Consider the following 25,068-nt stretch of genomic DNA (forward strand, 5'->3'; position numbering starts at 1 on the left):
ACCCATTTTTTGTTCTCGCCAATTTAATTTTGTGACCAAATTTTCTGTGACCAAAAAAATTGTCACAACAAAAACGGACACAAACTTGTGTCCAAATTTTAAACAGTAACAAAACCTGTCACAAAAATAAATGCCACAAATGGATCGCGACCGCTATTTTGATACAGTACAACCCAAAAGAATAAACCAATAAAAATAATTTATACATTAGTATAACAATTGTGCACTAATTAAGGTTATTCAATAAACTAAAAAAATTAAACTATGCAGTGGTTTGGTAAAGGAAGTAATAATGTAGAAGACGGGAGAAGCGGTGGCGGTGGAAGAACCATTTTAGGTGGTGGAATAGGGATTATTGTTGTGGTGTTGGGCCTAATTTTCGGTAAAGATTTAACAGGAGTGGTTAATCAGCTACCGGCAACAACCGGTACCGAAGAGGTTAAGCAGGGGGTGCCAGCCAACGATGCACAGGCGCAGTTTGTATCGGGCGTACTCGAATCGACAGAGCAGGTTTGGGACAAAGAATTTCAGGCCATGGGCAAACAGTACGAGTATCCTAAGCTGAGGCTTTTCAGAGATGGTGTTCAAACCGCATGTGGAAACGCTAGTGCGAATGTTGGGCCTTTTTATTGCCCCGGCGACCATAAGGTATACATTGATTTGTCTTTTTATGATGAGTTGAAAAACCGATTTGGCGCTGCCGGCGATTTTGCCCAGGCTTACGTAATTGCACACGAAGTTGGTCACCATGTTCAGAATTTACTTGGAATTTCCGAAAAACTTGATCAGGCACGTGGGCAGGTAAGCGAAAAAGAATACAACCGCCTATCGGTAAAATTAGAGCTTCAGGCCGATTTTTTTGCCGGGCTTTGGGCGCACCATGCACAAAACCTGAAAGATTTTAGGCTAGAAGAAGGCGATATAGAAGAGGCCTTAACCGCGGCCAATGCCATTGGTGATGATAAATTGCAAAAGCAGGCTACAGGCGATGTTCAGCCAGACTCTTTTACCCACGGAACCTCTGCACAGCGCATGTACTGGTTTAAAAAAGGTTTCGAAACCGGCGACATTAAACAGGGCGATACCTTTAATTCAAATAATTTATAAAAATTTAAAACTTTTTTAAAACACTTTTGTTGGTTTACAGTTAATGGGATTTTTTCTCAGAACCAAACATAATTATCTCAGCTTCTTATTTGTTTTAATAAAGATGATCCTTATAGTTGATGACAGGCCTGAAAACCTGATCTCGTTACAAAAAGTACTACAAGCACACAATTTTGAGGTGGATACTGCCTCATCAGGAGAAGAAGCCCTTAAAAAAGTTTTAAAGAACAATTACGTGCTCATCATTCTTGATGTGCAAATGCCGGATATGGATGGTTTTGAAGTGGCTGAGGCCATTTCGGGCTTTAGCAAGGCAAAAGATACCGCAATCATATTTTTATCGGCCGTAAATACCGAGCTGAAGTTTATTACCAAAGGTTATTTGAGCGGGGGCTTGGATTATATAACCAAACCTGTTGATATTAATGTACTGCTGCTCAAAATAAAAACCTTTTACCGGATTTATGAGCAGAACAGAAAGCTTAACGAAGTGCAGGAAAAACTGTTGGAGGAAATAGAATTCAGAAAACAGGCCGAACATAAAAAAGACGAATTTATCAGCATTGCCAGCCACGAGCTTAAAACGCCTTTAACCAGTGTAAAAGGCTATATCCAACTCCTGCAGCGCAGCTTAAACCGCGATGATAAAACAATGGCCCAGAACCACCTGGAAAAAGCCAGCATCCAGCTCGAAAAGCTGAACGATTTAATCGTCGATCTGCTCGATATATCTAAAATCGAAAGCGGAAAAATGAAGTTTAACATGCAGCATTTTTGTGCCGATAACATGGTAAACAACGCCATCGAAATGCTGCAGCAATCCAATCCCGATTTTAAGATTACCAAACTGGGGCAAACCAGCCAAATGGTTTATGGCGATGAAATGCGCCTGGAGCAGGTGGTTATCAATTTTATTACCAATGCCATAAAATATGCACCGGGTACCAATCAGGTTAACGTAACCATCAATATAAAAGATGAAAAGTTGTACGTGGCCGTAAAAGATTTTGGTATCGGTATTTCAAAAGAACAGCAGCAAAAAATATTCGATAAGTTTTACCGCGTAGAAGAAAACAGTAACCGCTTTAATGGACTGGGTATAGGTTTATACATCTGCTCAGAAATCATTAATAGGCATGGCGGTAAGGTTGGGGTAAATAGCGTGCCCAATGAAGGCTCAGAATTCTATTTTATCATTCCCATTACCGAAGAAGAAATCGTTAAAAACCAAAGTTAACTATCCACAATCCATATAAATGAAGACAACTCTTAAAAATAATTTACGTTTGGGCCTTGGCTTATCGTTAATTATTCTATTTATCAGTTCGCTGGCCTCCTATACCAGTATAAGTAACCTGATTAAAAGTACCGAGCTGGTAAAACACAGTGATGAGGTGATATTAAACAGCGAGGGTGTAATTTCTACCTTGAAAGATGCCGAAACAGGGCAAAGAGGCTACCTGCTAACGGGCAATAAAATCTTTCTGCAGCCTTATTATGGCTCTACCGATACGGCAATGGCGGCATTAAACAGGATAGAAGTACAAACCAAGGATAATCCTGTTCAGCAGAAAAATGTAGCTGAGCTTAGAAATATCATGGCCCGTAGGCTCAATATCATCACTTCAACCATCGAAATCAAATCGTTGGGCGGACAGATCGATCCAACGGTGCTTGTAGAGGGCAAAACCTATATGGACCAGGCCAGGGCTACCGTGAGCCGGATGGTTAAGGAAGAACGGAGATTGCTTGATAGCCGCACCGCAGAACTGAACAAGCTTACTTCCTATACCCCTATCTTAATTTTGATAGCGGCTTTGCTGGCGATATTGATTACCCTGTTTTTTTACAGAAAGGTATCTGTCGATTTTGATGAGCGCGTTAAGCTGCAAACCGAAATAGAACAGAAAAAATATGAAATGGAGAAACGCATTGTGGCCATTAAAGAAATTGCACATCAGATTTCGAACGGCAACTATGGCGTAAAACTCGATAGCCAGACCCAGGATGATATTGGCGAGCTTTCTGATTCGCTCAATGCCATGTCATCTTCGTTAAAAAAATCGTTCGATACACTCGAAGAAAACGAATGGCTGCAAACCGGTGTGGCCAACCTTAACGTAAAAATGGTAGGCGAAAAAGATGTATTCCATTTGGCAGAAGATATTATCGAGTTTTTGGCCAATTATACCCGGAGCCAGATTGGTGCCATATACCTTTTCAAAGATGATGGTTACCTGCACCTAAAAGGACAATATGCCCTGCAGGGACAAAATTTAACTGAAACTTTAGAAATTGGGCAGGGACTGATTGGGCAGGCCGTAAAAACAGGTAAATCTATCCTTTTAGAAGATGTACCGCAGAACGAATTGACCATTACCCACGCCATGGGCAATATTAAGCCTGCGCAGTTAATCATTCTGCCAATAATCAGGAATGAAATTTCTGTGGGCGGAATAGAATTGGGTACCATTGGTACATACACCGATTTACAGTTACATTTTCTAAACCTGGTACTATCTGATGTGGGTACGGCACTGCTTGGTGCACAAAACCGCCAAAAACTGCAGCAGCTGTTAGAAGAAACCCAGGCACAATCGGAAGAGTTACAGGTGCAGCACAACGAGCTGGAAGGCTTAAATGCCGAGCTGGAGGCGCAGGCACAGAAACTGCAGGCAAGCGAAGAAGAACTGCGCGTACAGCAGGAAGAACTGTTGCAGAGCAACCAAGAGCTTGAAGAAAGAAGTAGCCTGCTCGAAGAAAAAAATGAACTGATTGAAGAACGGAATATCGAGATACAGCAAAAAGCCGAAGCTTTGGAACTGAGCACCAGATATAAATCAGAGTTTTTGGCAAATATGTCTCACGAGTTAAGAACACCGCTTAATTCGATCTTACTGTTATCGAGGTTAATGGCCGAAAATGAGGCCATGGACCGCGAACACCAAGAGTATGCCGAAGTAATCCAAAGTTCGGGGCAAGGTTTGCTGAGCCTGATCGACGAGATCCTCGATCTATCCAAAATTGAGGCCGGTAAAATGGAGCTCGACAGAACCAATATCAAAGTAGATGAGATTGTGCTTAATATGCGTTCGCTGTTCAATCCGCTGGCCAAAGAGAAAAACTTAAACTTTGTTATCCAAAAATCAGACAATGTACCCGAGTTTTTCCACACGGATAAAATGCGTTTAGAGCAGATTATAAAAAACCTTTTATCCAATGCCATTAAATTTACCAGTGCAGGTTCGGTAACGCTTAACATTACCAAAAATGATAAGCTGGGTGCGTTAGTGTTTAGGGTAGCCGATACCGGAGTGGGCATTGCGCCCGAAAAGCAGGGCATGGTGTTCGAGGCTTTCCAACAAGCCGATGGCTCTACCCGACGCAAATTTGGCGGTACCGGTTTGGGGCTTTCCATCAGCCGGGAGCTGGCTAAGCTGTTGGGCGGTTATATCGATTTAAAAAGTACCGAAGGCCAGGGCAGTATTTTTACGCTTACTCTGCCCTTAGATAAGCACAAAGGTTTTGATGGCGTTGTACCAAATGAAATTAAACCAGCTATTGCTACAATAGAACCTGTGGCTAAAAAGCCTAGCGCATTAACGGTCGATAATATTCCTCAGGATATAGAAGACGACCGCGAGAATATTCAGCCTGACGATAAAGTGATTTTAATTGTAGAGGATGATACCCCTTTTGCTAAAACACTGTTGGATTTTACCCGTAAACGGAATTATAAAGGTCTGGTTGCCGTTCGTGGCGATGCTGGTATCGAAATGGCCAAGGCCTACAAACCGCTGGCTATTCTGCTCGATATACAGCTTCCGGTTAAAGATGGCTGGCAGGTAATGGAAGAACTTAAATCCGATCCATCAACACGGCCTATTCCGGTGCACATTATGTCATCTTTACAGGTTAAAAAAGAAAGTTTGTTAAAAGGTGCAGTCGATTTTATCAACAAGCCCTTTGCTTTCGAGCATATGCAGGAGATTTTTGCCAAGCTGGAGCATGCTCTGAGCCGCCACCCCAAAAAGGTGCTTATTGTGGAAGAAAACGAGCAGCATGCCAAAGCGTTGAGCTACTTTTTAAGCAATTTTAATATCCAAACGGAGATTGTAAACCAGGTAACCGAAAGTGTTTCGGCGCTTCACAAACCAGAGGTTAACTGCGTTATTTTAGATATGGGCATTCCGGATAAACATGCTTACGAAACGCTGGAAACGGTGAAAAAGACCCCAGGTTTGGAAAACCTGCCGATCATTATCTTTACCGGTAAAAATTTATCAAAAGGAGAAGAAAACCGCATAAAACAATATGCCGATTCTATTGTGGTGAAAACCGCACACTCTTACCAGCGCATATTGGATGAAGCCGGTTTATTTCTTCATCTGGTAGAAGAGAAGAGCAAGGAGAAAACGAAACCTTCTAAAAAATTCTCCGAACTGCAGGATGTGCTAAAGGGCAAAACCGTTTTGGTGGCAGATGATGATGTGCGCAATATTTTTTCGCTAACCAAAGTGTTGGAGCAGCACCAAATGAAGGTTTTGGCCGCCACCGATGGAAAAGAGGCGCTTAAGTTATTAAATGAAAACGATACGGTGGATGTTGTACTGATGGATATGATGATGCCGGAGTTAGATGGTTACGAAACCACAACAGCCATAAGGCAGGATATTAAATATAGAAACCTGCCTATTTTGGCCGTTACGGCCAAAGCCATGATGGGCGATAGAGAAAAATGTATTGCTGCGGGCGCTTCCGATTATATCAGTAAACCTGTAGATATGGATCAGCTCATATCGCTTTTGCGCGTTTGGCTATACGAAAACCACCATAAATCTTAAACTACTTTATTAAAATGCCTCAAAAAGTAATTCTTATTATTGATGATGACAACAGAAACATTTTTGCTCTTAAAGCTGTTTTAAAAGCAAAAGGTTTTGATTGCTTATCTGCTTTAAGTGCCCAGGAAGGTTTTTCCATTATAGAACAGAACGGAAATGTGGCCATTGTTTTAATGGACATGATGATGCCCGATATGGACGGATACCAAGCCATTGCAGCGATGAAAAAATCGGCGGTGATGCAAAATATACCTGTGCTCGCAGTAACGGCGCAGGCCATGGTTGGCGATAGGGAACGTTGTTTAAGCGCAGGTGCAACCGGCTATATTTCAAAACCGATAAATGTTGACGAATTATTAACGCAAATAGAAAACTTTACAAAATAGCAGGTGATAGGTGATGTGATAGATAACGATCAGGTAGAAATTCTGCTCAATGATGTTTTAGAAACACATGGTTACGATTTTTTGGAATATTCCCACGCCTCGATCAAAAGAAGGATTACCCGTTTATATGCACTGGATAATTTTGTAAGCTTCGCCGAATTCCGTTATACCATAAAAAGTGATAAGCAGTATTTTAAGCGTTTTTTAGAAGAGATTACCGTTAATGTTACCGAAATGTTCCGCGATCCCTCTTTTTACCGGGCTTTGCGCAATGATGTACTTCCGGTTTTGGGCACCTATCCTTTTATCAGGATCTGGGTGGCAGGCTGCTCTACCGGCGAAGAAGCCTATTCGCTCGCCATTTTGTTGAAAGAACTTAACCTGCTCGGTAAATCGCTGATATACGCAACCGATATTAATCCATCGGTTTTGGATAAGGCCAAAAAGGGCATGTTTCCGCTTAATTATTTAAAGCAGTACTCAGAAAACTATTTGCAATCGGGAGGCCTAAAGGAGTTTTCTACTTACTATACCGCCAATTACTCATTGGCCAAGTTTGATGAGACTTTAAGCAGCAAAATGATATTTTCTACGCACAACTTGGTTTCCGATCACTCTTTTAACGAGTTTCAGCTCATCCTGTGCCGCAATGTGCTTATTTATTTTGATAAAGAACTGCAGCATAAGGTTTTTGGCCTGTTTGATAACAGTTTGGAAAATTTGGGTTTCCTGGCGTTGGGCAGTAAAGAAAGTTTAGAGTTTTGGCCTAAAGCCAAAGCATATAAAAGGGTTAAACTGGAAAAAATATGGAGAAAGCTATAAATTCAGTTCCCTGTACCGCACTGGTTATTGGTGGCTCTGCAGGCAGTTTAGATGTACTGCTCGAAATTTTTCCGCAGTTAAACAAAGATTTAAATTTCCCGATTATACTGGTTGTACACCGCAAGGCAAGCAACGAATCGCTGCTTACCGATCTGATCAGGAACCGGACGGTACTTACCGTAAATGAAGCAGAAGAAAAGGAGTATTTAACGCCCGGAAAAGTTTTTATCGCGCCGGCCGATTACCATTTGCTGGTAGAAGAAAACCAAACGATTTCGCTTGATTATTCAGAAAAAGTAAATTATTCAAGGCCATCTATCGATGTAACCTTTCAGTCTGCTGCTGAGGTGTTTAAAGCCGGTTTAACCTGTATTTTGCTTTCCGGATCTAATGCCGATGGGGTAGAAGGACTAAAAAGTGTAAACAATTTCGGGGGTAAAGCGGTTATACAGAATCCAAATACAGCTATCATGCCGTATATGCCACAGCAGGCTGTACTTAATGTTAAGCCGCATATTGTTTTGGATGGCCACGACATGGCGAGTTATATAAACAGTTTAAATAGTTAATTTACATTACCGGAGGTTAGTATGGTAGCAAAAAAGGTATTTGTGTTTGATGATAATAGGGATATTCTGGATCTGTGTACATTTATTTTAGAAGATGCAGGCTATGAGATTAAAACATCAGAAAATGCAAATGATATAGAAAAACAGGTTTCGGAATATATGCCCGATATCATTTTTATGGATAACTGGCTGCCCGATTTAGGCGGTATACAGGCCACTAAGGTGTTAAAGAGCCATCCTGATTTAAAACATATCCCGGTAATCTATTTTTCGGCCAATAACGATATTTCTTCCTTAGCTGATGAAGCCGGAGCGGATAGTTATTTATCTAAGCCGTTTGATATTGCTGCACTCGAAGATATTGTAAAAAAGCATTTGAGCTAGTGCAGGCCTAGCTAAACTCCGGAGTTTGGCCTTGGCGTAGGCCATTGCAGGCTTCGGAAGTTAGCCAATCGCCATCGTCATGCTGAACCTGTTTTAGCATCCTGCATGCTAGGATAGACCCTGAAATAAATCCGATAGCTATCGGATCAGGGTGAATACTGTGTGTTAAAGTATCTAAAGATAAACTTTAACTGTTGTTCCCAAAATAGGTTTTCTAAGCTTTCCCCCAGATCCTCGTATTCAAGTCCAGTTCCTGAACAATATCGTACATAAATTTAATGGTGGTGATATCATCATTCAATAAATCGGGGTTAAGCAGCGATTTAAAAACGGGCGCTTCAAAATAATTCCGGTTTAACGGGAAAGCAATGTACATTCGCGATTCGATGAATGATAGCGTAATATCGTATTTCGTTTCATGGTTAAGCCTCAAAATGCGCTCCATCATCGCCGGGGTAAGTAGGTAACGCGCCTCTACCTGGTCGGAGCTATAGGTTACAAAGGCCTTGTCAAAATCGGGGTTTTCCAATTGCACTACATCGCTGTCGCCAAAAGAAAAAACATTTTTCGAAAACCAGGCACCCAGTGCATTGCCGAAATATTTTGGCCTAACAATGGTAACACCGTTAAAATTTTTATTAAAATCGGCGGCAAAAATAATGCCCTTAAAAATGTCGTGCCACTCTGTTCTCGTTCCGTTTTTGGTTTGCGTTACAGTTTTATACTCAGCATGTACTTCGGCAAAATAAAACCCTGTTCTACCAGCATTTCCGCTTACCAGATCTTCGGTGCTGTAACGGTCGGGCTCGCGCGTAAAAAGTTGGGTATATACAAATTCCGAAGCAGCAATGCCGAGGTGTGGCTGTAGGGTTAAGCTTTCATCTAAAAATTTAAGGGCAGCCCCAATTACATCCTGTTTGTAGGCGTTTTTATAGGCAGTCAGGTTATCGCTTATTTTATAGAGCAGCACGCCGCCATAAACAATGGGGATGAGGCCCGCTATCACTGCCGGTATTGGAAAACTGAGCATAAAGCCTCCAATGGCAATGGCCAGGCCCAAAACCAGAAAAATATAACCTTTGGTTTGCGTGGCCGCAATGTTTTTGCGCTCAACTTCCATTGTAGCCAGCACATTCTGCAAAGCTGCATTGCTTTCAATATTGAATGCCATTAATTATTGAAAAGTTCTTTGGCGCTGATATTCTTACGTTCTTCGGCCGCGGTTTCTAAAACAGCAACTGGCTGAAAGTTTAACATGCCTGCAAATAAACTGCCCGGGAACATCATAATGGCGTTATTGTAGTCGGTAACAGAAGCGTTGTAAGCTCTTCTTGCTGCGGCAATCTGCTCTTCGCTTTCGGTCCAGGTGGTTTGTAGGTTAATAAAATTGGTATTGGCTTTTAAATCAGGGTAATTTTCGATGTTTACCATTAAGCCTTTAACGCTGCTGCTCAACTGGGCATCTAAATCGGCTTTTTCTGCATTGCTGATATTTCCCGAAGTTGCTTTCGATCTTAGTTCGACTATTTTGGTCAGTGTTCCCTGCTCGTAGGTGGTATATTGTTTTACCACTTCAACAAGGTTGGGAATTAAATCGAAACGCTTTTTAAGCATTACATCTATCGCAGAAAAGGCATTGGTAACCTGGTTTTTCTTGCCGATAAGTGAATTGTAGAAGAAAATTCCGAAAAGGAACAATAGGCCGATGATAATGAGGGCAATAATCATAACTGTAGTTTTTTGGTTTAGAGCATAAATATATCAAAAGGTTACAAATTAACGCTTTTCCATTTTTTCTGAGCGTTCGCGGTTTTGGCGGCGTTCCAACCGCTTTTGTTTCCGCTGCATATGACTTGCCCGCATGGCCTTAAACCGGGCAATGTGTGCCCTTACTTCGCTCTGCTTCTCTTCAGTAATGCCAATACTGTATTTTATGCCGGTAAATAGGCTCTTCCATATCAGGTTAAAAAATGAAGTATTGGCCGGCCTATCGTAACTTACACTTACCGGAACAAGTTTCCCGTCGGCACCGGGATTTTCCGATTTTATAATCAGTGCATTGGCCAAAAAGGAAAGAAAGCCTCGGGTAACCAAATGGTCTTTTTCAGGATCGTTTTTCATCAGTGCCACCGAAAGATCGTAGTACGAAAAATCTACAATTCCCTTCGCACCCTTATCATTGGCCTTAAAATTAAATTTAAGCTTATCTACACTGCCCCGGTTAATGCGTACCAGGCCAAGTGGCTTGGTAATCTGGTTCAATACGCGGGCGTTAAAATTGTGCAGAGTACCCTTATAGGAAAAAGCTCCATCTTTTGCTTTCAGGTCGAATATAAAGTTAACATCGAGCTTGCCCTGTCCAAACAGGTAGGTGCTGAGGTTAACATCCATAATGGGGTTTATGGCCTTTATTTTTTCGAGGTTGGTGGCATTTTTAATAATGCCCGATGTGTGCTCAAAGCTGATCTGCCCCTTTTGGTTGCTTTCGCTGTTGTAAACGGCATAATTGATATTTACATCCTTTAACTGGATTTTCTGTACTAAAATAGGTGTGCTGAGCCGCTGTAGCAATTGGTGGGGAAATTTACCGATTTTGTTTTCCTGTGGTTTATGGGGCAGCCCATTGTGGTTAAAAACAGAAACAAAACCATTGGCTATGGCCATTTCTTTTGCCCAGAGTTCCTGCTTGCTGATGTAAAGCGGCAGGTCTATACCGTTTAAAATAATATCGCTCATGCCAATGTTAAAGCGCTCGCGGGCATAACCGGCCACCTTGCCAAATTCCATTTCTGGGTAAAGCGGAACCAGGGCAAAATGGTTTACCCTCAGTTTACCGGTTGTGGCCCTAAAATCGAGTTTATCCAACTTTATGTCGTACATCTTATCCGGTGTGCGGTAAACGTAGTTATTCAGGTTAATTACAATATCCTTTAACAGGTAAAAACGGCTTGGATCTTCGGCCGAAGTAGAATCGACCAGCAGATCAGTTAAGGTAATGTTCAGATCGTCGATAGCAAAAGGAACGGCGTTAACTATGTTTTTATTGATGTATTTAAAACTAACATCCTTAAACCGGATGGTTTGTATGCTAAATTCTTTTAGGTTTTTCGAAATGATATCGTAGGGCGATTTGATGGGCCGGGGCGCTCGGCCTTCGTTAAATGCAAGCTGTTTGTTAACCATTACCACTTCCGGCTTATCAAAAATAATTTCGCCCAGCTGTAATTTGTGCTCCCGGTATAGCGTTAGGGGGTGGAAATGCCTTACCACCAGTTTTTTTAACGAAACCTGATACAGGTTATTGGGTGCCCGTTTTAGGGCCACCAGTTGTTTGTACCGGTTGGTATCGGGAATAATTTTTACATTTTGTAAGGTGGCATTGCCGGTAAAAATATTGGTCGAAACTTTCGAAAAACTGATGTTGTATAAACTGTCGGTCGATTTATAAAGCAAGGTTTTAATCCTGCCGGTAAGCATAGGGCGCGATTTAACATTCAAAAACCAGGCAATACCTGCAAGTAGCAAAAAAACACCGAGCAAAATGCTCAAAACCCATTTTAAAACTTTATAACGATTTCTTTTTGTACCTGGCATTAAACGAGCGGAAAATGTTTTACTAGCAATATACAGTTATAAACATAATTGTACCACATTTGGTGCTAGTTATTTTCTCTTTTTGCCTTTCTGGCTGCCCGTCTATCTGCCCTTTTTTGCTCACGGATTTTTTTTGCAATTACCTTTTGCTGTTTTACCGGATTTTTCTCTGGAACCACACTAACCCCAACAATATCCTTAATGCCCACAAAAACCGTTTTCCACATTAAATTAAAAAAGGATGCCGAATTAATCCGGTTATTGGTCATGCTGGCTGTACGCGGAGCTTCTCCTTTTTTAGGGTTTTCATCTTTAACCAAAAGGGCATTGGCCAAAAACGACAAAAAGCCTTTTTCTTTTGTGCCCGATCCATCGATGTTATCCGATAAAAGTTTTACTTTCAAATTGGAGTACAGCATGTTCATTGTGCCTGTTGCCGACCTTAAATTTCCATTGGCCTTGAAATCAATGTGCTGTATATTTCCGCTTTCTATTTCAATCAATCCGAGCGCTTTTGATAGCGGGTTTAGGTTTTTGAGGTCAAATTTCCCCAAGCTTCCGCTATAGGTAAATGCCCCATTGTTATCGGTAAGGTTAAAATCAATCTTTAGGTTCAGTTTTCCGGAGCCCATTAAAAGCGAATTTAGATCGGCGAGGGCATGGTTGTTTTTGGCCAGTTTTAGGCTATCGTTGGTTACGTTTAAGATATTTCCGCTTACACTTTTAAAATTAACCGAACCTGTTTTTTTACTGGCAGGGTTAAACTCCGAATATTTCACGTTCACATTCCTGAGCTTAACCGTATCAATAATGGTGGGCATGTTTAAGCGCTTTAAAGCCATGTGCGGATAGTTTTTTCCCTTATCCAAACCTGGCGGCGGTGGCGATTCGCGGCTCATAGATACTTCAACATTGGCCGGCCCAATCCTCATCGATTTTGCATGAAGTTTTTGATCGGTGTTTAAACCGATAAAATCGACACCATTAAATTCTATTTTATCGAAAGTTAAATTGTAGCGGTCTTTCTGGACCTTGTATTTGCGTGCAAAAGTTAATTCATCGTACAAAGGCATGAGTTTAAAGCCTTTAACCGTTATTTTTTTTGAGGCAGTTGAACCTTTAACGGTATCTACTTTCATGCTGTACATTTTATCCTTGCTTACCGATTTGTAGCCGGCAATTTGGAAAGACACATCTTTGGTATAGTAAAACCTGGTGGTATCTTGTCCCGAAAGCGAATCGAGCAGGAAATCGTTAACCGTTACATCAAGGTGTTTAATGGAATTTTTAACCTTTTTTGCCCCGGTTTTATTGATGTAATCAAAATCTGCATCCACAATTTTTATGCTTTTTACGTGCACCGATTTAAAATTCTTAGAAATCTGTTCGTAAAGCGTTTTTTCTTCTTTTAAGGTATCAGGTTTTGGCCTTACCTTGTTAAAAATCATATTGATAGATGGTTGCTGTAAAATAATCTCGCTTACATCTACCCGTTTTTTAAAATAAGCCGTTAATATACCAACCCGGGTAATCTGCAGTTTCTTTAATTTAAGCTCGAAGGTATGCGCCGGAGCCAGTTGCATTTTTTTCAGGCTATCGAAAACTGAAGTATCGGGCGTTAAGGTAACATCGCGCAAGGCAAGGCTTCCGGTAATGATATTGAGGTTGATGCTTTTAAAATCTATGCGGTACAAGTGGTGCGAGCCATTGTAAACACCAGCTTTAATTTTGTCGGTAAGTATGGGTTTCCATCTGGCACTTAAAAACATGGCGCCAAAGGCTATAATCAGAATAAGTAGGCCGATTATGCTTCCTACCCAAACCCAGATTTTATTTTTATGTTGAGCTGTCATTGTTATGGCTTATCGTTATGTAACAGATAGCGGCTAGAAAGGTTTTTTTGGAGAAGGCTAAAAGGCTAAAGCTAATAGACCAAAGCTGAAAGATTAAAGAGTGGGTATTGTTAAATCCTTAGTTGATGATATTGTTTGGATAATGCACCTCCTTTGTTTTTAAACCCGATAGGACAGAAAGCTCCCGATTTTTTAATCGGGACTTGTAGGGATAGCGGGGCTGCCGCCCGCCACAAGCACCAAAGCTTTCATTTCAAAAAATAGTCCAACTTAATGCCTTTGAAAATGTCAGATCATAATCGCACTGTAAACATTTAAACTAAATATGTCAATTTGTCACTTTTAATTTAATTTGTGTATTTTTGCAATCCCCAAAATGTTTTTAAATAATGATTGATTTACAAGTACCAGATAAGACGCACGATGAGGCAAGACAAGGTGAAGCTTTAATTTTAGATACACCAGTAAAGGCCGATGCACGTAAATTATATATCGAAAGTTATGGTTGTGCAATGAATTTCGCCGATAGTGAAATTGTGGCTTCTATTCTTTCTGAAACAGGATTTGAAACCACAGGGGATTACCACCAAGCAGATGTGATTTTTATCAATACCTGTTCTATCCGCGAAAACGCCGAAACCAGGGTTAGAAACCGGTTATCGCAGTTTGGTGTAGAAAAACGCCGTAACCCGAAGTTAATTGTTGGGGTTTTAGGCTGTATGGCCGAGCGTTTAAAGTCTAAATTTTTAGAAGAAGAACGTTTGGTTGATGTTGTGGTAGGACCAGATGCTTACCGAGACCTACCTAATTTAATTGAGCAGGTAGAGAGTGGGCATAAAGCTGTTAATGTGCTTTTATCGCGCGAGGAAACCTATGCCGATATTAGCCCGGTTCGTTTAAACAGCAACGGAATTACGGCATTTATTTCGATTACCCGTGGTTGTAACAACATGTGTTCTTTCTGCGTGGTTCCTTTTACCCGTGGCCGCGAACGTAGCCGCGATGCCCATTCAATTGTTGAAGAGGCAAAAGGATTGTTCGAAGCAGGATACCGTGAAGTTACCCTTTTGGGCCAGAACGTAGATTCGTATACCTGGACATCTGAAGATGGTAGCGAAACGGTAAATTTTGCACAGCTTTTAGAACAAACCGCTTTGGTTAGTCCTAATTTGAGGGTGCGTTTCTCTACCTCGCATCCAAAAGATATTACCGACGAGGTTTTATATACCATTGCCAAATACGATAACATTTGTAATTATATCCATTTACCGGTTCAATCGGGCAATACCCGTGTTTTAGAACTGATGAACAGGACTTACACCCGCGAATGGTACATTAACCGTATTGATGCTATCCGTAACATTATCCCAGGTTGTGCAATTTCTACCGATATTATTGCCGGTTTCTGTACCGAAACAGAAGAAGAGCACCAAGAAACCCTGAGCATGATGGATTATGTGCAGTACGATTTTGCCTATAACTTTACCTATTCGGAAAGGCCGGGTACTTTAGCTGCCCGTAAGTTGGAAGATGATATTCCTGAAGAGGTAAAAAAGCGACGCTTGGCCGAAATTTTAGCCAAACAACAGGCGCACTCTTTAATGCGTTTGCAAGAGTGGGTAGGTAAAACGGTCCGTGTTTTGATTGAGGGCACTTCGAAAAAGTCTGACCTTGATTATTGCGGAAGGGGAGACAGTGGTGCAATGGCTATTTTCCCAGCAATTGATGGCGTTAAACCAGGCGAATATGCCAATGTGTTTATCGAAAAATGTACTTCGGCAACGCTGATTGGTAGGATAGTTTAAAAGTTTGAGGGGTAGAAGGTTTAGGGCATAAAGGTCTTAAATCCGTTGTTAACTTAGATTTTTGGAAGGCCAAACTGCCAACTGAAAACTGCCAACTGAAAATTGAATAAATGGATACACAAAATATTAAACAGCGGTTCGGTATTATTGGCAACTCGCCATTGCTTAACCGCGCCATAGATATTGCAAGCCAGGTAGCACCTACCGATATGTCGGTACTGATTACTGGCGAAAGCGGGAGTGGTAAGGAGGTTTTTTCGCAGATTATCCATCAAATGAGTGCCCGCAAACATGGTGCTTTTATTGCGGTAAACTGTGGCGCTATTCCCGAAGGAACCATCGATTCGGAACTTTTTGGTCACGAAAAAGGATCTTTTACCGGTGCACATGAAGCCCGTAAGGGTTATTTTGAAGTAGCCAATGGCGGAACCATTTTTTTGGATGAAGTTGCTGAGCTGCCTTTAGGTACCCAGGCCCGTTTATTGAGGATTTTAGAAAGTGGCGAATACCTTCGTGTGGGATCATCCAAAGTTCAGAAAACGGATGTGCGTATTATTGCCGCCACTAATGTTGATGTATACAACCGCGTTAAAAACGGAAAGTTCCGTGAAGATTTATACTATAGGTTGAACACTGTACCCTTGCGTATTCCTGCCCTGCAAGAGCGTAAAGAAGATATTTATTTATTGTTTAGAAAATTTGCTGCCGATTTTAGCGATAAATACCGTAGTCCGGCGCTGCATTTAGAGCCAGATGCCATTCAGATTTTAACCAACTACAGTTGGCCGGGCAACGTGAGGCAGTTAAAAAACATTGCCGAACAGATCTGCGTGTTGGAGAAAGACCGTAATATTACCGGACAGGCCATTTTAAATTATATCCCAAATGAAGCGGGCAGCAACCTGCCTATGGCCATCAATTCGCAATCGAAAGAAGACTTTACAGAAAGGGATATTTTGTACAAGGTGCTTTTTGATATGAAAAAGGATATGGTTGAGCTTAAAAAGCTTGTTGCCGAAATCATTCAGCATGGTGGTAACACCGCTACCGTTCTGGCCGATAACCCACAGTATATTAATCAGCTGTACAGGGATGTAGAGCTGCCTGCGGGGCAGGAGCATGCTTTTACCATCCAGCAGCCAGCGCCAAATAACAACAATATTAATAATAACAATAATGCTGATTATTTTGCACATGAGGCCGAAGAAGTAGAAGAATCCTTATCGCTGGTGGATAAAGAATCGGATTTGATTAAAAAAGCATTAAAAAAACATAAAGGGAAGCGTAAATTTGCGGCACAGGAACTGGGTATTTCCGAACGCACGCTTTATAGGAAGATTAAGGAATTAAATTTATAAATTTAACTCAAACTGTCGTCAAAATTACTGGTATAACCTGATCATAATGAAATTTAAAATACTTGCTTTAGCGCTTGTTGCATCTATATTAAGCTCGTGCTCTTATAAGTTTAGCGGAGCGTCTACAACAGGACTGAAAACAGTGGTTGTTCGTTTATTTGAGAATAATGCTCCCCTGGTTGTACCAACCTTGAGCAACCAGATGACGGAGGCTTTAAAAACCAGGATCCGTACGCAAACCAAACTGATTATTGCAACTACGGGCGAGAGCGATGCGTCGTTTGAAGGCAGGATAACCGGTTATGATATTAAGCCAGTAGCCCTTCAAAACAGTGCTACGCCTACTTCTGGCGCAAACAGGCTAACCATTACGGTTTCTGTAAAATATAAAAACAACGTAAAGGAACACGAAAAAGAAAGTTTCGAAGAAAGCTTTACGCGTTATTTCGACTTTCCGATAAATGGTGCACCAATTCAATCGTTGTTGCCGGGGGCCATCGAAAATATCAATAAGCAATTAACCGAAGATATCTTTAACCGTGCATTTGCACAGTGGTAGGGATAGCAGCTTAACGACAAATTTTTAAAACCCGTCTACATTTTTTTAACTTAGCGGCAAACCTCGATAAATGGATAACAAAAAGCTACTGGCAGATTTAATTGCACAGCCTGAAAAGGTTGGGCCAGAGCATGCATCCATGTTACAGGAAATGGTACAGCAGTTTCCCTATTCGCAGCCTGTACATTTACTTTTGGCCAGGGCTAATGCTGCTTTTGTACCTAAAGCAGCGCTATATGGCCAAGGGCATGTGCTTTTCCATATTTTAAATATGGTTTCGGCTGAGGAAATAAACCAAGCTGAAGTACAGGCAGGTGCCGAAATTGTTGGAAACACCGCAGATGAGCAGGAAGTTTTTGACGAAATAGGCGAGCTTACCGAACCCGTTGTAATAGAAAATGAGGTTGCGGAAATAGAAACGCCAGCTCATTTACCGGGTGTTGATAGCCATTTAATGGATTTGCCTGTTGAAGACGATTCGTTTATAGAAAGCGCAGCAGCCATTGATTTTTTTGCATTCGAGCAGAAAATGAGCACCGATATAGTTTTCGAAGCACCAGAAATTGAAACGGTAGTGCCAGATGAGCCGGAACGGAATTTTGTTTCTAAATACGACGACGACAAACTCCCTTATACTTTTTTATGGTGGCTGGCTAAAACCCGTGCCGAACACGAGCAGATTTTTCAGCCTTATGTGCAGGCAAAACCGCCCGTGCAAAAGCAACAGCCACCTACCAGCCAGCAGCAGGAAAAAGCAGAGTTCCAACAGCAGTATGTAGAACACATTTTTCATATTCAAACACCTTTCGAAGTTGCCGATCACCTGGCCGAATACCCTTCGGCAGAGATAAAGGATGTTAAGGGCGCTGAAATTATAGAAAAGTTTTTAAAAGAAGACCCAACCATAAAGCCGCCTAAGCCAGAGCAGATCGATAATGAAAACAAGGCCAAGAAGAGCGCAGAAGATCATTACGACCTGGTTTCGGAAACTTTGGCCAAAATTTATATCGAGCAAATGCTTTATCACAAAGCCATAGATACTTATAAAAAATTAAGTTTGAAATATCCAGAAAAAAGTGGTTACTTTGCCGACCTTATCCAATCTATAGAAAAGAAATTTTAAAATATAATATTACCATGGTAACCTTTTTAATCATTTTATTAATTATTGTGTGTGTAGCTTTAGGCTTATTTGTATTGATACAAAACCCTAAAGGTGGTGGTTTAGCTACAGGTGGTGGCACCAGTAACATGTTCGGTGTGCAACGTACCGGCGATGTGTTAGAAAAAGGATCGTGGATTTTATTGGCTGCGATTGTGATTTTAACCTTATCAATTACTACAATTGCTAAAACAAACGGTGGTGCGGTTGCTGTTGGTAACTCATCTATTCAAGAACGTTTAAATAAAACACCTTCTCCATCTCCACTGGGCGGTAACCTAAACAGCACTAAACCTGCTGCAACTGCTCCAGCTAAAACAGATACTACTAAAAAATAGTAATCATAAAAATTTAAGTTTAAAAAGCTTTCCTCAAAAGGGAAAGCTTTTTGCTTTTGTGGCTTTTCGTAATCTTTCCTAGTAAAGTGTTTATTGGTAATGCAAGCGCTTAACACACATTTAACATAAAAACCTTAAATTGCCGCATGAAATTAAGTGTGCTGGTTCTATTTACTGCCCTTGCTGTAGGCCTTTCTATCGGGATGGTTAATTTTTACTTTCAGCATAGCTGGTATTATCTGGCTATCTCTTTCGGTGTATCGTTTTTGAGCAGTTTTTTGGTTTTTTACTACCTGCTCGAGAAATACATTTATACCAAGATCAAACTCATTTATAAACTCATTCATAACCTAAAACTGGGCAAAGATTTAAAAGATGCCCTTGGCGAGTATGTAAGTTCCGACCCGATAAACGATGTAGAACAAGAGGTAAAGGAATGGGCAGGTGCCAAGAAAAAAGAAATAGACCTGTTAAAAAAGCAAGAGCAGTTTAGACGGGAGTTTCTTTCCAATGTTTCGCACGAATTTAAAACCCCGCTTTTTGCCATTCAGGGATATATCGAAACCTTGCAGGACTGCTTGGTGGATGATCCGGATCAAGCCGTTCTGTTTTTGAAAAAAGCCGAGAACAATGTGGAGCGCCTAAGTTATTTAATCAATGATTTAGATGTGATATCGAAACTGGAAACGGGCGAATCGCCAATTAATTACCAGAAATTCGATTTTGTACAGCTGGCAAAAGAAGTAATGGAAAACCTGGAAGACAGGGCCAAGGCAAAAAACATCAAACTTTTCTTTAAAGATAAATATGCGGCCATTACCATGGTATCTGCAGATAGGGAAAAAGTACGTCAGGTGTTGATTAATTTAATGGTTAACAGCATTAAATACGGGATAGACGGCGGAGAAACAGCAATAAAGATCTTTGAACTGCACGATCAGTTCTTGATTGAAGTTACCGACAATGGAATCGGTATTGAAGAAAAACATTTACTGAGGCTGTTTGAGCGCTTTTACCGCATTGATACCCATCGTGCCCGCGAAGTAGGTGGTACCGGATTGGGTTTAGCCATTGTTAAACACATATTAGAGGCACATCAGCAAACCATTTCGGTAAGAAGTACCCCGGGCATCGGAACTACCTTTGCTTTTACCTTACAAAAAGTTGGGTAATTTTAATATTTAGAATTTATTATTGTTGTTAACTTTAATGCGATCATTTTTTGGCCTATTTTCCCTAAGGCGATCGTCATGCTGAACTTGTTTTATTAGTAGTTTTATTGTTTTCAGAGGTCTAATAGCTACTTCGTGGTCAGCATCTTTCTTGCCGGGAGCCGTGGTTCGTGTCCCCAAGAACCACACAACTGTAAGCAGTTTCAGTATCTCAGCGCAACGAGCCTTATGTGCTCCATCAGTCAAAAAAATACAAATGAGCAACTTACGGAAATATGAAGCTGATAAATATGTTGAGATTTGTTAATATAATTACGAAATTAACATTAACTTAACATTGGGCTTGTAGCTTTGCAACATATTAAAAATTAACATGAACAATATTTTTAAGTTCTTTACACCTCAAGACAGAAAGTTTCACCCACTTTTCGAACAAGCAGGTAGCAACGCATTAAAAATTGCTGAAACCCTTTTAGAAATGGTGAGCACAGCCGATGCAGAAAGCAGAAAAACAATTTTTAAAGAAATTGAACGCTTAGAACATGTAGGTGATGACATTACCCATTCTATTTTTCTTGAGTTAAGCAGGAACTTTATCACTCCATTTGATAGGGAGGATATTCACCAACTGGCAACTGCCGTTGATGATGTTGCCGATTATATTTATGGTACTGCAAACCGCATGCAGATGTACAACATGAATACTATCAATGAGCCGATTGTTAAAATTGCCGAACTTTTGGTAGAGATGTGTACTGATATTGATAAAGCCATCAAAGAATTGCGCAGCTTTAAAAATATCCGCGTTATTGCCGATGCTTGTATCCGTATCAACAGCGGCGAAAACCAGGCTGATTATGTATTTACATTGGCGGTTGCCCGTTTGTTTGAATACGAAACCAATGCAATTGAATTAATTAAACAAAAAGAGGTTTTACAAACGATAGAGAAAGCAACAGATAAGTGCGAGGATGTAGCGAATGTGCTCGAAACTATCTTGGTTAAAAACGCTTAATAAAAAACAAACATGGTAACTACCTTATTGGTTGTTGTTGTAATTCTGGCTATTGCTTTCGATTACATTAACGGCTTCCACGATGCCGCTAACTCGATTGCAACAGTTGTTTCTACAAAAGTTCTTACGCCTTTTCAGGCGGTTTTATGGGCTGCGTTATTTAATTTCGCCGCTTACTTTTATTTTACCGATCACAAAGTAGCCAATACAGTTGCTAAAACCGTAATTGAAAACTACATCACGCTAGAAGTTATCCTTGCAGGTTTAGTGGCCGCAATTATCTGGAATCTTTTAACCTGGTGGTATGGTATCCCTTCAAGTTCATCGCATACCTTAATCGGGGGCTTTGCAGGCGCAGGGATGACACATGCTTTACTTACAGGCGCTAGTCCGCTGGATGCCGTAAACATGGGCTATGTAATCAAAATCGTTTCTTTCATCGTATTGGCACCCATAATCGGTATGGTTATATCAGTGGTATTAACGCTGATCATTATCAATATCTGTAGGTACGCTAAACCGGCAACAGCCGAAAAATGGTTCAAACGTTTACAATTGATCTCTTCTGCAGCATTAAGTTTCTTCCACGGAGGTAACGATGCACAGAAAGTTATGGGAATTATTGCCACAGCCTTAATTGCTTCTAAAGTAATTCCTGATTTTGAATCGATGCCGGCATGGGTTCCAATTGCCTGTTATTCGGCAATATCATTGGGTACAATGAGCGGTGGTTGGAAAATTGTAAAAACCATGGGTTCGAAAATTACCAAGGTAACCGCCTTAGAAGGGGTTGCAGCAGAAGGTGCAGGTGCAGTAACATTGGGTATTACCGAGCATTTTGGTATCCCGGTTTCTACAACGCACACCATTACAGGTTCTATTGTTGGGGTTGGCGTGGTTAAAAGTGTCTCGGCTGTACGTTGGGGAGTAACCATTAACCTAATTTGGGCATGGATTTTAACTATTCCGGTTTCGGCAACACTTGCTGCAATTATTTATGCCGCAATATATTATTTAAAGTAAACAAAATCCTTTATTATACTCAGAAGACCAAGGCTTAAGCTTTGGTCTTTTTTGTTTGGTATCTCGCCAGTAACCCGGCGTATTTTACGGAGAGCACTGCCTGAAGATTTAATTAGCCACGGAAGCACAGAAGTCACGGATTAGCTTTTGTTATTCTTTGATAGGTTTGTCACGCTGAGCGGAGTCGAAGCGCCTTGTTGGTTGGCTACAGATTATCAAAAGCTCTTCTAGAAACTATTAATCACCTATTTTAGAATTAGGCGTCATTCCCGTGCAGGCGGGAATCTTAATGCGCTCTACAAACTCACCTGGGGCATTACGATTGGAAATGAAGTAGCATGCCATGCTACAGCCCAACTACAACTCCTTTTTCATCTCTTTGGCTACTTCTTTTGCCAGTATATCTCCGCTTTTCTCGAGGTTTGCTACAATGTTTTCTTTGTTTTTAACCGAATGGTTTTGGCTCATTTTGAAAACGTGATCTAGCTGAGTAACCAAAATTTCGAAACCGGTAATGGCTTTTAGGTGTTTCTGGATATATTCATCATCCATTTTATGAAAAGCTGCAGGGCTTTTTTCAGGCGATTCATATTTATCCGTTAAATCTTTAATTACCGCAAAGGTTTCTGCTGATGATAATAACTTAATTGTTCCCTTCGCCTGAACCGTTTTGTAGTTCCATGTAGATGCCGCTGCGGGATTTTCATAAACTGATGCACTGATATAAGCATGGGCACCCGTAAAAATGGCCATTACGTTTGGATTTTGTTTAAAAGCCTGGCAATGGTCGGTTTTGGTCATGATGTGGCCAATAAGCTTTACCGAACCGCCATCAACTATCGTTTTAACCGGAACCTGCGTGGCTACCGGAAATTCGCCATCGAAACCAATTAAGGTTACAAAGGTGTTTTGATGCATAAAAGCAATAACCTCATCTTGATTATTAGCGGTATAATAGGGCATTTTGTACATGGAAGTGGTGTTTACGGTAAAGGAGAGCTAAAACTAGCATAGAAGTGATCTATGCTGCAATTACATCGTATTACCTGGTGGTGATAATTAAAACTTTACGCTGATTTCGACTAAATCTGTTCCTTTTTTAGGCAAAACCCAGTCCGGACCTTCGGCAATAAGCCGTTTTGCTTCTGCATCGGCTTTTTTATTCAGCGATTTGATCACTGCAATGTTGGTTGGCCGTCCGTCTTTTTTTACCTTGAAGCTTAAAATCACAAACTGCTCAGGACCTTTTGGGTTGTAAAGTTTATTGTTATTCTCGAGGTACTGCACATAATTTATGGTCGAAACCGGAATGGGTTTGGTAATTTCATCAGCCGATTTTCCATCAAGGTTCTGCTCTGCACGCAGCGTAATTTTTGGTGCAGGTATATTTTCTTTCTTTCGTCCGTTAGAACCTGTAATCAGCGCAATTTCGTTGAGTGTTTTTCCACCACTCATGGCGTTTCTAATCGCATTGGGATCTTGAAGTCCGGTTACGGGTACTTCTTTAAAGCCGATGGCATTAATTAACAGGTCTTTATCTTTGGCATTGCTATCAGCAGGGAGTGCAAAATATCCTTTTGTGTCAGTTGCGGTAATATTTTTCGAGCCTGCAAGCTTAACCACCGCTCCGCTTATTGGTTTTCCGTTACTTTGATCAACCACGTTGCCGCTAAAAACAATTTTACTCGATCCGAGGGCCTGTGGCGCGGGAGCACTAACTGGGCCATCAACCCTTGGCTGTATCAAATCGGCCCTGCGTTCGCTAAAACTTTGCATTTTGGCTGCGCCGGCATGCGCATAAGCAGAAACGGCTTTGGCTTCTGCAACCTGCTGTTCATTGGCTTTAATAATGGCTTTTTCTTTGGTGTTTTTGGCTAAATCTCCTGTTTTAGCATCGGCTATTGCTTTATCAAGCAGCGCTGATTTTGAAATTGTAGTACCCGAATCTGGTTTGGGCGCCACTGTTGCTACGGCCGTATTGCTATCCAGGTTTACTATAACGCCTTTTGATTTCCGCGCGGCAATTTCCGCATTTCTACGGTTGGTTTCGCGCATAAAGAATAAGATGCTCACTGCAATAAAGGCAACAGTTGCTGTGGCGGCGATACTTAACCTTTGCGTGGTGATGCCCCATAATTTACGTTTGATGGGTTTTTCTGATACGCGGTGGTGCAGTTGTTTTTGTAAAATAGAAAGCGTTTGCTTACGTTTTGGCGATTGTTTTAAACCTTCTAAAGCTTCGGCCACAAACGGATCTTCCAAAGCCTGTCTTTCTACAAAGTGCATAGCTTTGGCATCAAGTTTACCATCCAGGTAATCTTCCAGCACATCAATATCTAACCAATCGTTATTCACCGCTATTTTTCTCTATACAAATCTTCAAATTCCGCTTACCGTTTTGGATGTAACTTTTAACTTTAAGCATATCGTAGCCTGTAATATCGGCCACTTCTTTATAACATTTCTCTTGTAAATAAAATAAATCTACGCTTTTTCGCTGTTCTTCTGGCAAAGTTTCCATACACTTTTCCATAATGGTAAGCTGTGTTTCTTTTGTGTTGTCTATATCCAGATGCACAAACTCGCTGTTTTCCACAAAAGTATCGTCTATCGATACATTATTCTGTCTGGCCGATTTCCGCAAAGCCATTAGGCAGTGGTTGCGTGTGAGCACATGCAGCCAGCTTTTAAAATTCTGTACCTCGTGTACTTTGAGCTTGGTTACCAACTCCTCAAAAATCTGCATTACCGCATCCTTGCTCTGCTCTTCATCTTTAAAATAATTTAAGCAGACCCCAAAAACCAGGTGCATGTATTTATTGTAAAGCGTACCCAATGCATCTAAATTGCCTGTATTTTTATACTCGGCAATTAGTTTTGCATCATCTTGCTGGTGGTTCCCAGCTGTGTTTTTTATAAACTTCAAAAAATTGGGTAGCTAAATCGAATTATCTTTCAAGTATAAAAAATATTTTTGAGTATGCTGGAATCAAAGATGCCGAAATAAATATCCTGTTGTGATTAACTTGGTATTTCTCCATGCCTTTGATCATTTAATGCTCCGTCAGGTTAAACCA

General features: G+C 40.9%; 22 protein-coding genes. 15 read left to right on the top strand and 7 right to left on the bottom strand.

Going from position 1 to position 25,068, the window contains the following annotated elements:
* Positions 1–264: 264 nt before the first annotated feature.
* From ypfJ to ACS5PU_RS09405, 7 genes are all read left to right on the top strand, one after another.
* Positions 265–1,107: a KPN_02809 family neutral zinc metallopeptidase gene (gene ypfJ, locus ACS5PU_RS09375; protein ID WP_439459025.1), complete on the top strand. Its 843-nt coding sequence runs from the start codon at positions 265–267 to the stop codon at positions 1,105–1,107.
* 103 nt (positions 1,108–1,210) lie between these two features.
* A complete protein-coding gene (locus ACS5PU_RS09380) occupies positions 1,211–2,344 on the top strand; it encodes a sensor histidine kinase (protein ID WP_439459026.1) in 1,134 nt (377 codons plus the stop codon).
* A 19-nt stretch (positions 2,345–2,363) separates the two neighbouring features.
* Complete coding sequence (locus ACS5PU_RS09385; protein ID WP_439459027.1) at positions 2,364–5,951, top strand: response regulator; 3,588 nt, start codon at positions 2,364–2,366, stop codon at positions 5,949–5,951.
* Positions 5,952–5,965: 14 nt separating this feature from the next.
* Entirely contained in the window at positions 5,966–6,337 is a 372-nt protein-coding gene (locus ACS5PU_RS09390; protein ID WP_439459028.1) for a response regulator, read from the top strand.
* Positions 6,338–6,340: 3 nt separating this feature from the next.
* A complete protein-coding gene (locus tag ACS5PU_RS09395) occupies positions 6,341–7,159 on the top strand; it encodes a CheR family methyltransferase (RefSeq protein WP_439459029.1) in 819 nt (272 codons plus the stop codon).
* Positions 7,144–7,728, top strand: a complete 585-nt coding sequence (locus tag ACS5PU_RS09400; protein ID WP_439459030.1) for a chemotaxis protein CheB — start codon at positions 7,144–7,146, stop codon at positions 7,726–7,728. Before ACS5PU_RS09395 ends, ACS5PU_RS09400 begins: the two co-directional genes overlap by 16 nt.
* Positions 7,729–7,749: 21 nt before the next feature.
* Positions 7,750–8,112 carry a response regulator gene (locus ACS5PU_RS09405; RefSeq protein WP_439459031.1) on the top strand — a complete coding sequence of 121 codons (363 nt, stop codon included), beginning with the start codon at positions 7,750–7,752 and terminating at the stop codon, positions 8,110–8,112.
* A gap of 214 nt (positions 8,113–8,326) precedes the next feature.
* Here ACS5PU_RS09405 and ACS5PU_RS09410 read toward each other — a convergent pair whose 3' ends face one another.
* From ACS5PU_RS09410 to ACS5PU_RS09425, 4 genes are all read right to left on the bottom strand, one after another.
* Positions 8,327–9,283 (bottom strand): DUF3137 domain-containing protein, encoded by a 957-nt coding sequence (locus tag ACS5PU_RS09410; RefSeq protein ID WP_439459032.1) that lies wholly within the window; start codon positions 9,281–9,283, stop codon positions 8,327–8,329.
* The gene (locus tag ACS5PU_RS09415; protein ID WP_439459033.1) at positions 9,283–9,840 is read right to left on the bottom strand and encodes a LemA family protein; all 558 of its coding nucleotides are present in this window, start codon (positions 9,838–9,840) and stop codon (positions 9,283–9,285) included. The genes ACS5PU_RS09410 and ACS5PU_RS09415 overlap by 1 nt, the downstream gene beginning before the upstream one ends.
* A gap of 48 nt (positions 9,841–9,888) precedes the next feature.
* Positions 9,889–11,661, bottom strand: a complete 1,773-nt coding sequence (locus ACS5PU_RS09420) for a hypothetical protein (RefSeq protein WP_439459034.1) — start codon at positions 11,659–11,661, stop codon at positions 9,889–9,891.
* 110 nt (positions 11,662–11,771) lie between these two features.
* Positions 11,772–13,559: a hypothetical protein gene (locus ACS5PU_RS09425; RefSeq protein ID WP_439459035.1), complete on the bottom strand. Its 1,788-nt coding sequence runs from the start codon at positions 13,557–13,559 to the stop codon at positions 11,772–11,774.
* Positions 13,560–13,948: 389 nt separating this feature from the next.
* Between ACS5PU_RS09425 and miaB the strand changes: the two genes are divergently transcribed.
* From miaB to ACS5PU_RS09465, 8 genes are all read left to right on the top strand, one after another.
* The gene (gene miaB / locus ACS5PU_RS09430; RefSeq protein ID WP_439459036.1) at positions 13,949–15,364 is read left to right on the top strand and encodes a tRNA (N6-isopentenyl adenosine(37)-C2)-methylthiotransferase MiaB; all 1,416 of its coding nucleotides are present in this window, start codon (positions 13,949–13,951) and stop codon (positions 15,362–15,364) included.
* Positions 15,365–15,474: 110 nt separating this feature from the next.
* Complete coding sequence (locus ACS5PU_RS09435; RefSeq protein WP_439459037.1) at positions 15,475–16,722, top strand: sigma 54-interacting transcriptional regulator; 1,248 nt, start codon at positions 15,475–15,477, stop codon at positions 16,720–16,722.
* A gap of 46 nt (positions 16,723–16,768) precedes the next feature.
* Positions 16,769–17,281 (top strand): LptE family protein, encoded by a 513-nt coding sequence (locus tag ACS5PU_RS09440; protein ID WP_439459038.1) that lies wholly within the window; start codon positions 16,769–16,771, stop codon positions 17,279–17,281.
* Between the two features lie 70 nt (positions 17,282–17,351).
* Complete coding sequence (locus ACS5PU_RS09445; protein ID WP_439459039.1) at positions 17,352–18,404, top strand: hypothetical protein; 1,053 nt, start codon at positions 17,352–17,354, stop codon at positions 18,402–18,404.
* A 14-nt stretch (positions 18,405–18,418) separates the two neighbouring features.
* Positions 18,419–18,781 carry a preprotein translocase subunit SecG gene (gene secG / locus ACS5PU_RS09450; RefSeq protein WP_439459040.1) on the top strand — a complete coding sequence of 121 codons (363 nt, stop codon included), beginning with the start codon at positions 18,419–18,421 and terminating at the stop codon, positions 18,779–18,781.
* Positions 18,782–18,927: 146 nt separating this feature from the next.
* Positions 18,928–19,953 carry a sensor histidine kinase gene (locus ACS5PU_RS09455; protein WP_439459041.1) on the top strand — a complete coding sequence of 342 codons (1,026 nt, stop codon included), beginning with the start codon at positions 18,928–18,930 and terminating at the stop codon, positions 19,951–19,953.
* A 373-nt stretch (positions 19,954–20,326) separates the two neighbouring features.
* On the top strand, positions 20,327–20,968 hold the full coding sequence (locus ACS5PU_RS09460; RefSeq protein ID WP_439459042.1) for a DUF47 domain-containing protein: 642 nt from the start codon (positions 20,327–20,329) through the stop codon (positions 20,966–20,968).
* A gap of 12 nt (positions 20,969–20,980) precedes the next feature.
* Entirely contained in the window at positions 20,981–21,991 is a 1,011-nt protein-coding gene (locus ACS5PU_RS09465; protein ID WP_439459043.1) for an inorganic phosphate transporter, read from the top strand.
* A 357-nt stretch (positions 21,992–22,348) separates the two neighbouring features.
* On the opposite strand, the gene ACS5PU_RS09470 is transcribed toward ACS5PU_RS09465, so the two are convergent.
* The 3 genes from ACS5PU_RS09470 to ACS5PU_RS09480 all read right to left on the bottom strand — a co-directional run bounded on the left by ACS5PU_RS09470 (position 22,349) and on the right by ACS5PU_RS09480 (position 24,917).
* A complete protein-coding gene (locus tag ACS5PU_RS09470) occupies positions 22,349–22,963 on the bottom strand; it encodes an FMN-binding negative transcriptional regulator (protein WP_439459044.1) in 615 nt (204 codons plus the stop codon).
* An 87-nt stretch (positions 22,964–23,050) separates the two neighbouring features.
* Complete coding sequence (locus tag ACS5PU_RS09475) at positions 23,051–24,346, bottom strand: carboxypeptidase-like regulatory domain-containing protein (RefSeq protein ID WP_439459045.1); 1,296 nt, start codon at positions 24,344–24,346, stop codon at positions 23,051–23,053.
* The gene (locus ACS5PU_RS09480; protein WP_439459046.1) at positions 24,339–24,917 is read right to left on the bottom strand and encodes an RNA polymerase sigma factor; all 579 of its coding nucleotides are present in this window, start codon (positions 24,915–24,917) and stop codon (positions 24,339–24,341) included. The genes ACS5PU_RS09475 and ACS5PU_RS09480 overlap by 8 nt, the downstream gene beginning before the upstream one ends.
* Positions 24,918–25,068: the final 151 nt, after the last annotated feature.

Origin of the sequence: Pedobacter sp. GSP4 (genome assembly GCF_051857575.1) — a bacterium.
Classification (GTDB): Bacteria; Bacteroidota; Bacteroidia; order Sphingobacteriales; family Sphingobacteriaceae; genus Pedobacter.

Excerpts from the sequence above, each read along its gene's own strand:
- ACS5PU_RS09410 (WP_439459032.1), bottom strand. The coding sequence starts at position 9,283 with ATGGCATTCAATATTGAAAGCAATGCAGCTTTGCAGAATGTGCTGGCT.
- ACS5PU_RS09470 (WP_439459044.1), bottom strand. The coding sequence starts at position 22,963 with ATGTACAAAATGCCCTATTATACCGCTAATAATCAAGATGAGGTTATT.
- ACS5PU_RS09460 (WP_439459042.1), top strand. The coding sequence starts at position 20,327 with ATGAACAATATTTTTAAGTTCTTTACACCTCAAGACAGAAAGTTTCAC.
- ACS5PU_RS09425 (WP_439459035.1), bottom strand. The coding sequence starts at position 13,559 with ATGACAGCTCAACATAAAAATAAAATCTGGGTTTGGGTAGGAAGCATA.
- ACS5PU_RS09445 (WP_439459039.1), top strand. The coding sequence starts at position 17,352 with ATGGATAACAAAAAGCTACTGGCAGATTTAATTGCACAGCCTGAAAAG.
- ACS5PU_RS09405 (WP_439459031.1), top strand. The coding sequence starts at position 7,750 with ATGGTAGCAAAAAAGGTATTTGTGTTTGATGATAATAGGGATATTCTG.
- miaB (WP_439459036.1), top strand. The coding sequence starts at position 13,949 with ATGATTGATTTACAAGTACCAGATAAGACGCACGATGAGGCAAGACAA.
- ACS5PU_RS09455 (WP_439459041.1), top strand. The coding sequence starts at position 18,928 with ATGAAATTAAGTGTGCTGGTTCTATTTACTGCCCTTGCTGTAGGCCTT.
- ACS5PU_RS09440 (WP_439459038.1), top strand. The coding sequence starts at position 16,769 with ATGAAATTTAAAATACTTGCTTTAGCGCTTGTTGCATCTATATTAAGC.
- ACS5PU_RS09400 (WP_439459030.1), top strand. The coding sequence starts at position 7,144 with ATGGAGAAAGCTATAAATTCAGTTCCCTGTACCGCACTGGTTATTGGT.
- ACS5PU_RS09415 (WP_439459033.1), bottom strand. The coding sequence starts at position 9,840 with ATGATTATTGCCCTCATTATCATCGGCCTATTGTTCCTTTTCGGAATT.
- ypfJ (WP_439459025.1), top strand. The coding sequence starts at position 265 with ATGCAGTGGTTTGGTAAAGGAAGTAATAATGTAGAAGACGGGAGAAGC.
- ACS5PU_RS09385 (WP_439459027.1), top strand. The coding sequence starts at position 2,364 with ATGAAGACAACTCTTAAAAATAATTTACGTTTGGGCCTTGGCTTATCG.
- ACS5PU_RS09380 (WP_439459026.1), top strand. The coding sequence starts at position 1,211 with ATGATCCTTATAGTTGATGACAGGCCTGAAAACCTGATCTCGTTACAA.
- secG (WP_439459040.1), top strand. The coding sequence starts at position 18,419 with ATGGTAACCTTTTTAATCATTTTATTAATTATTGTGTGTGTAGCTTTA.
- ACS5PU_RS09465 (WP_439459043.1), top strand. The coding sequence starts at position 20,981 with ATGGTAACTACCTTATTGGTTGTTGTTGTAATTCTGGCTATTGCTTTC.
- ACS5PU_RS09435 (WP_439459037.1), top strand. The coding sequence starts at position 15,475 with ATGGATACACAAAATATTAAACAGCGGTTCGGTATTATTGGCAACTCG.
- ACS5PU_RS09390 (WP_439459028.1), top strand. The coding sequence starts at position 5,966 with ATGCCTCAAAAAGTAATTCTTATTATTGATGATGACAACAGAAACATT.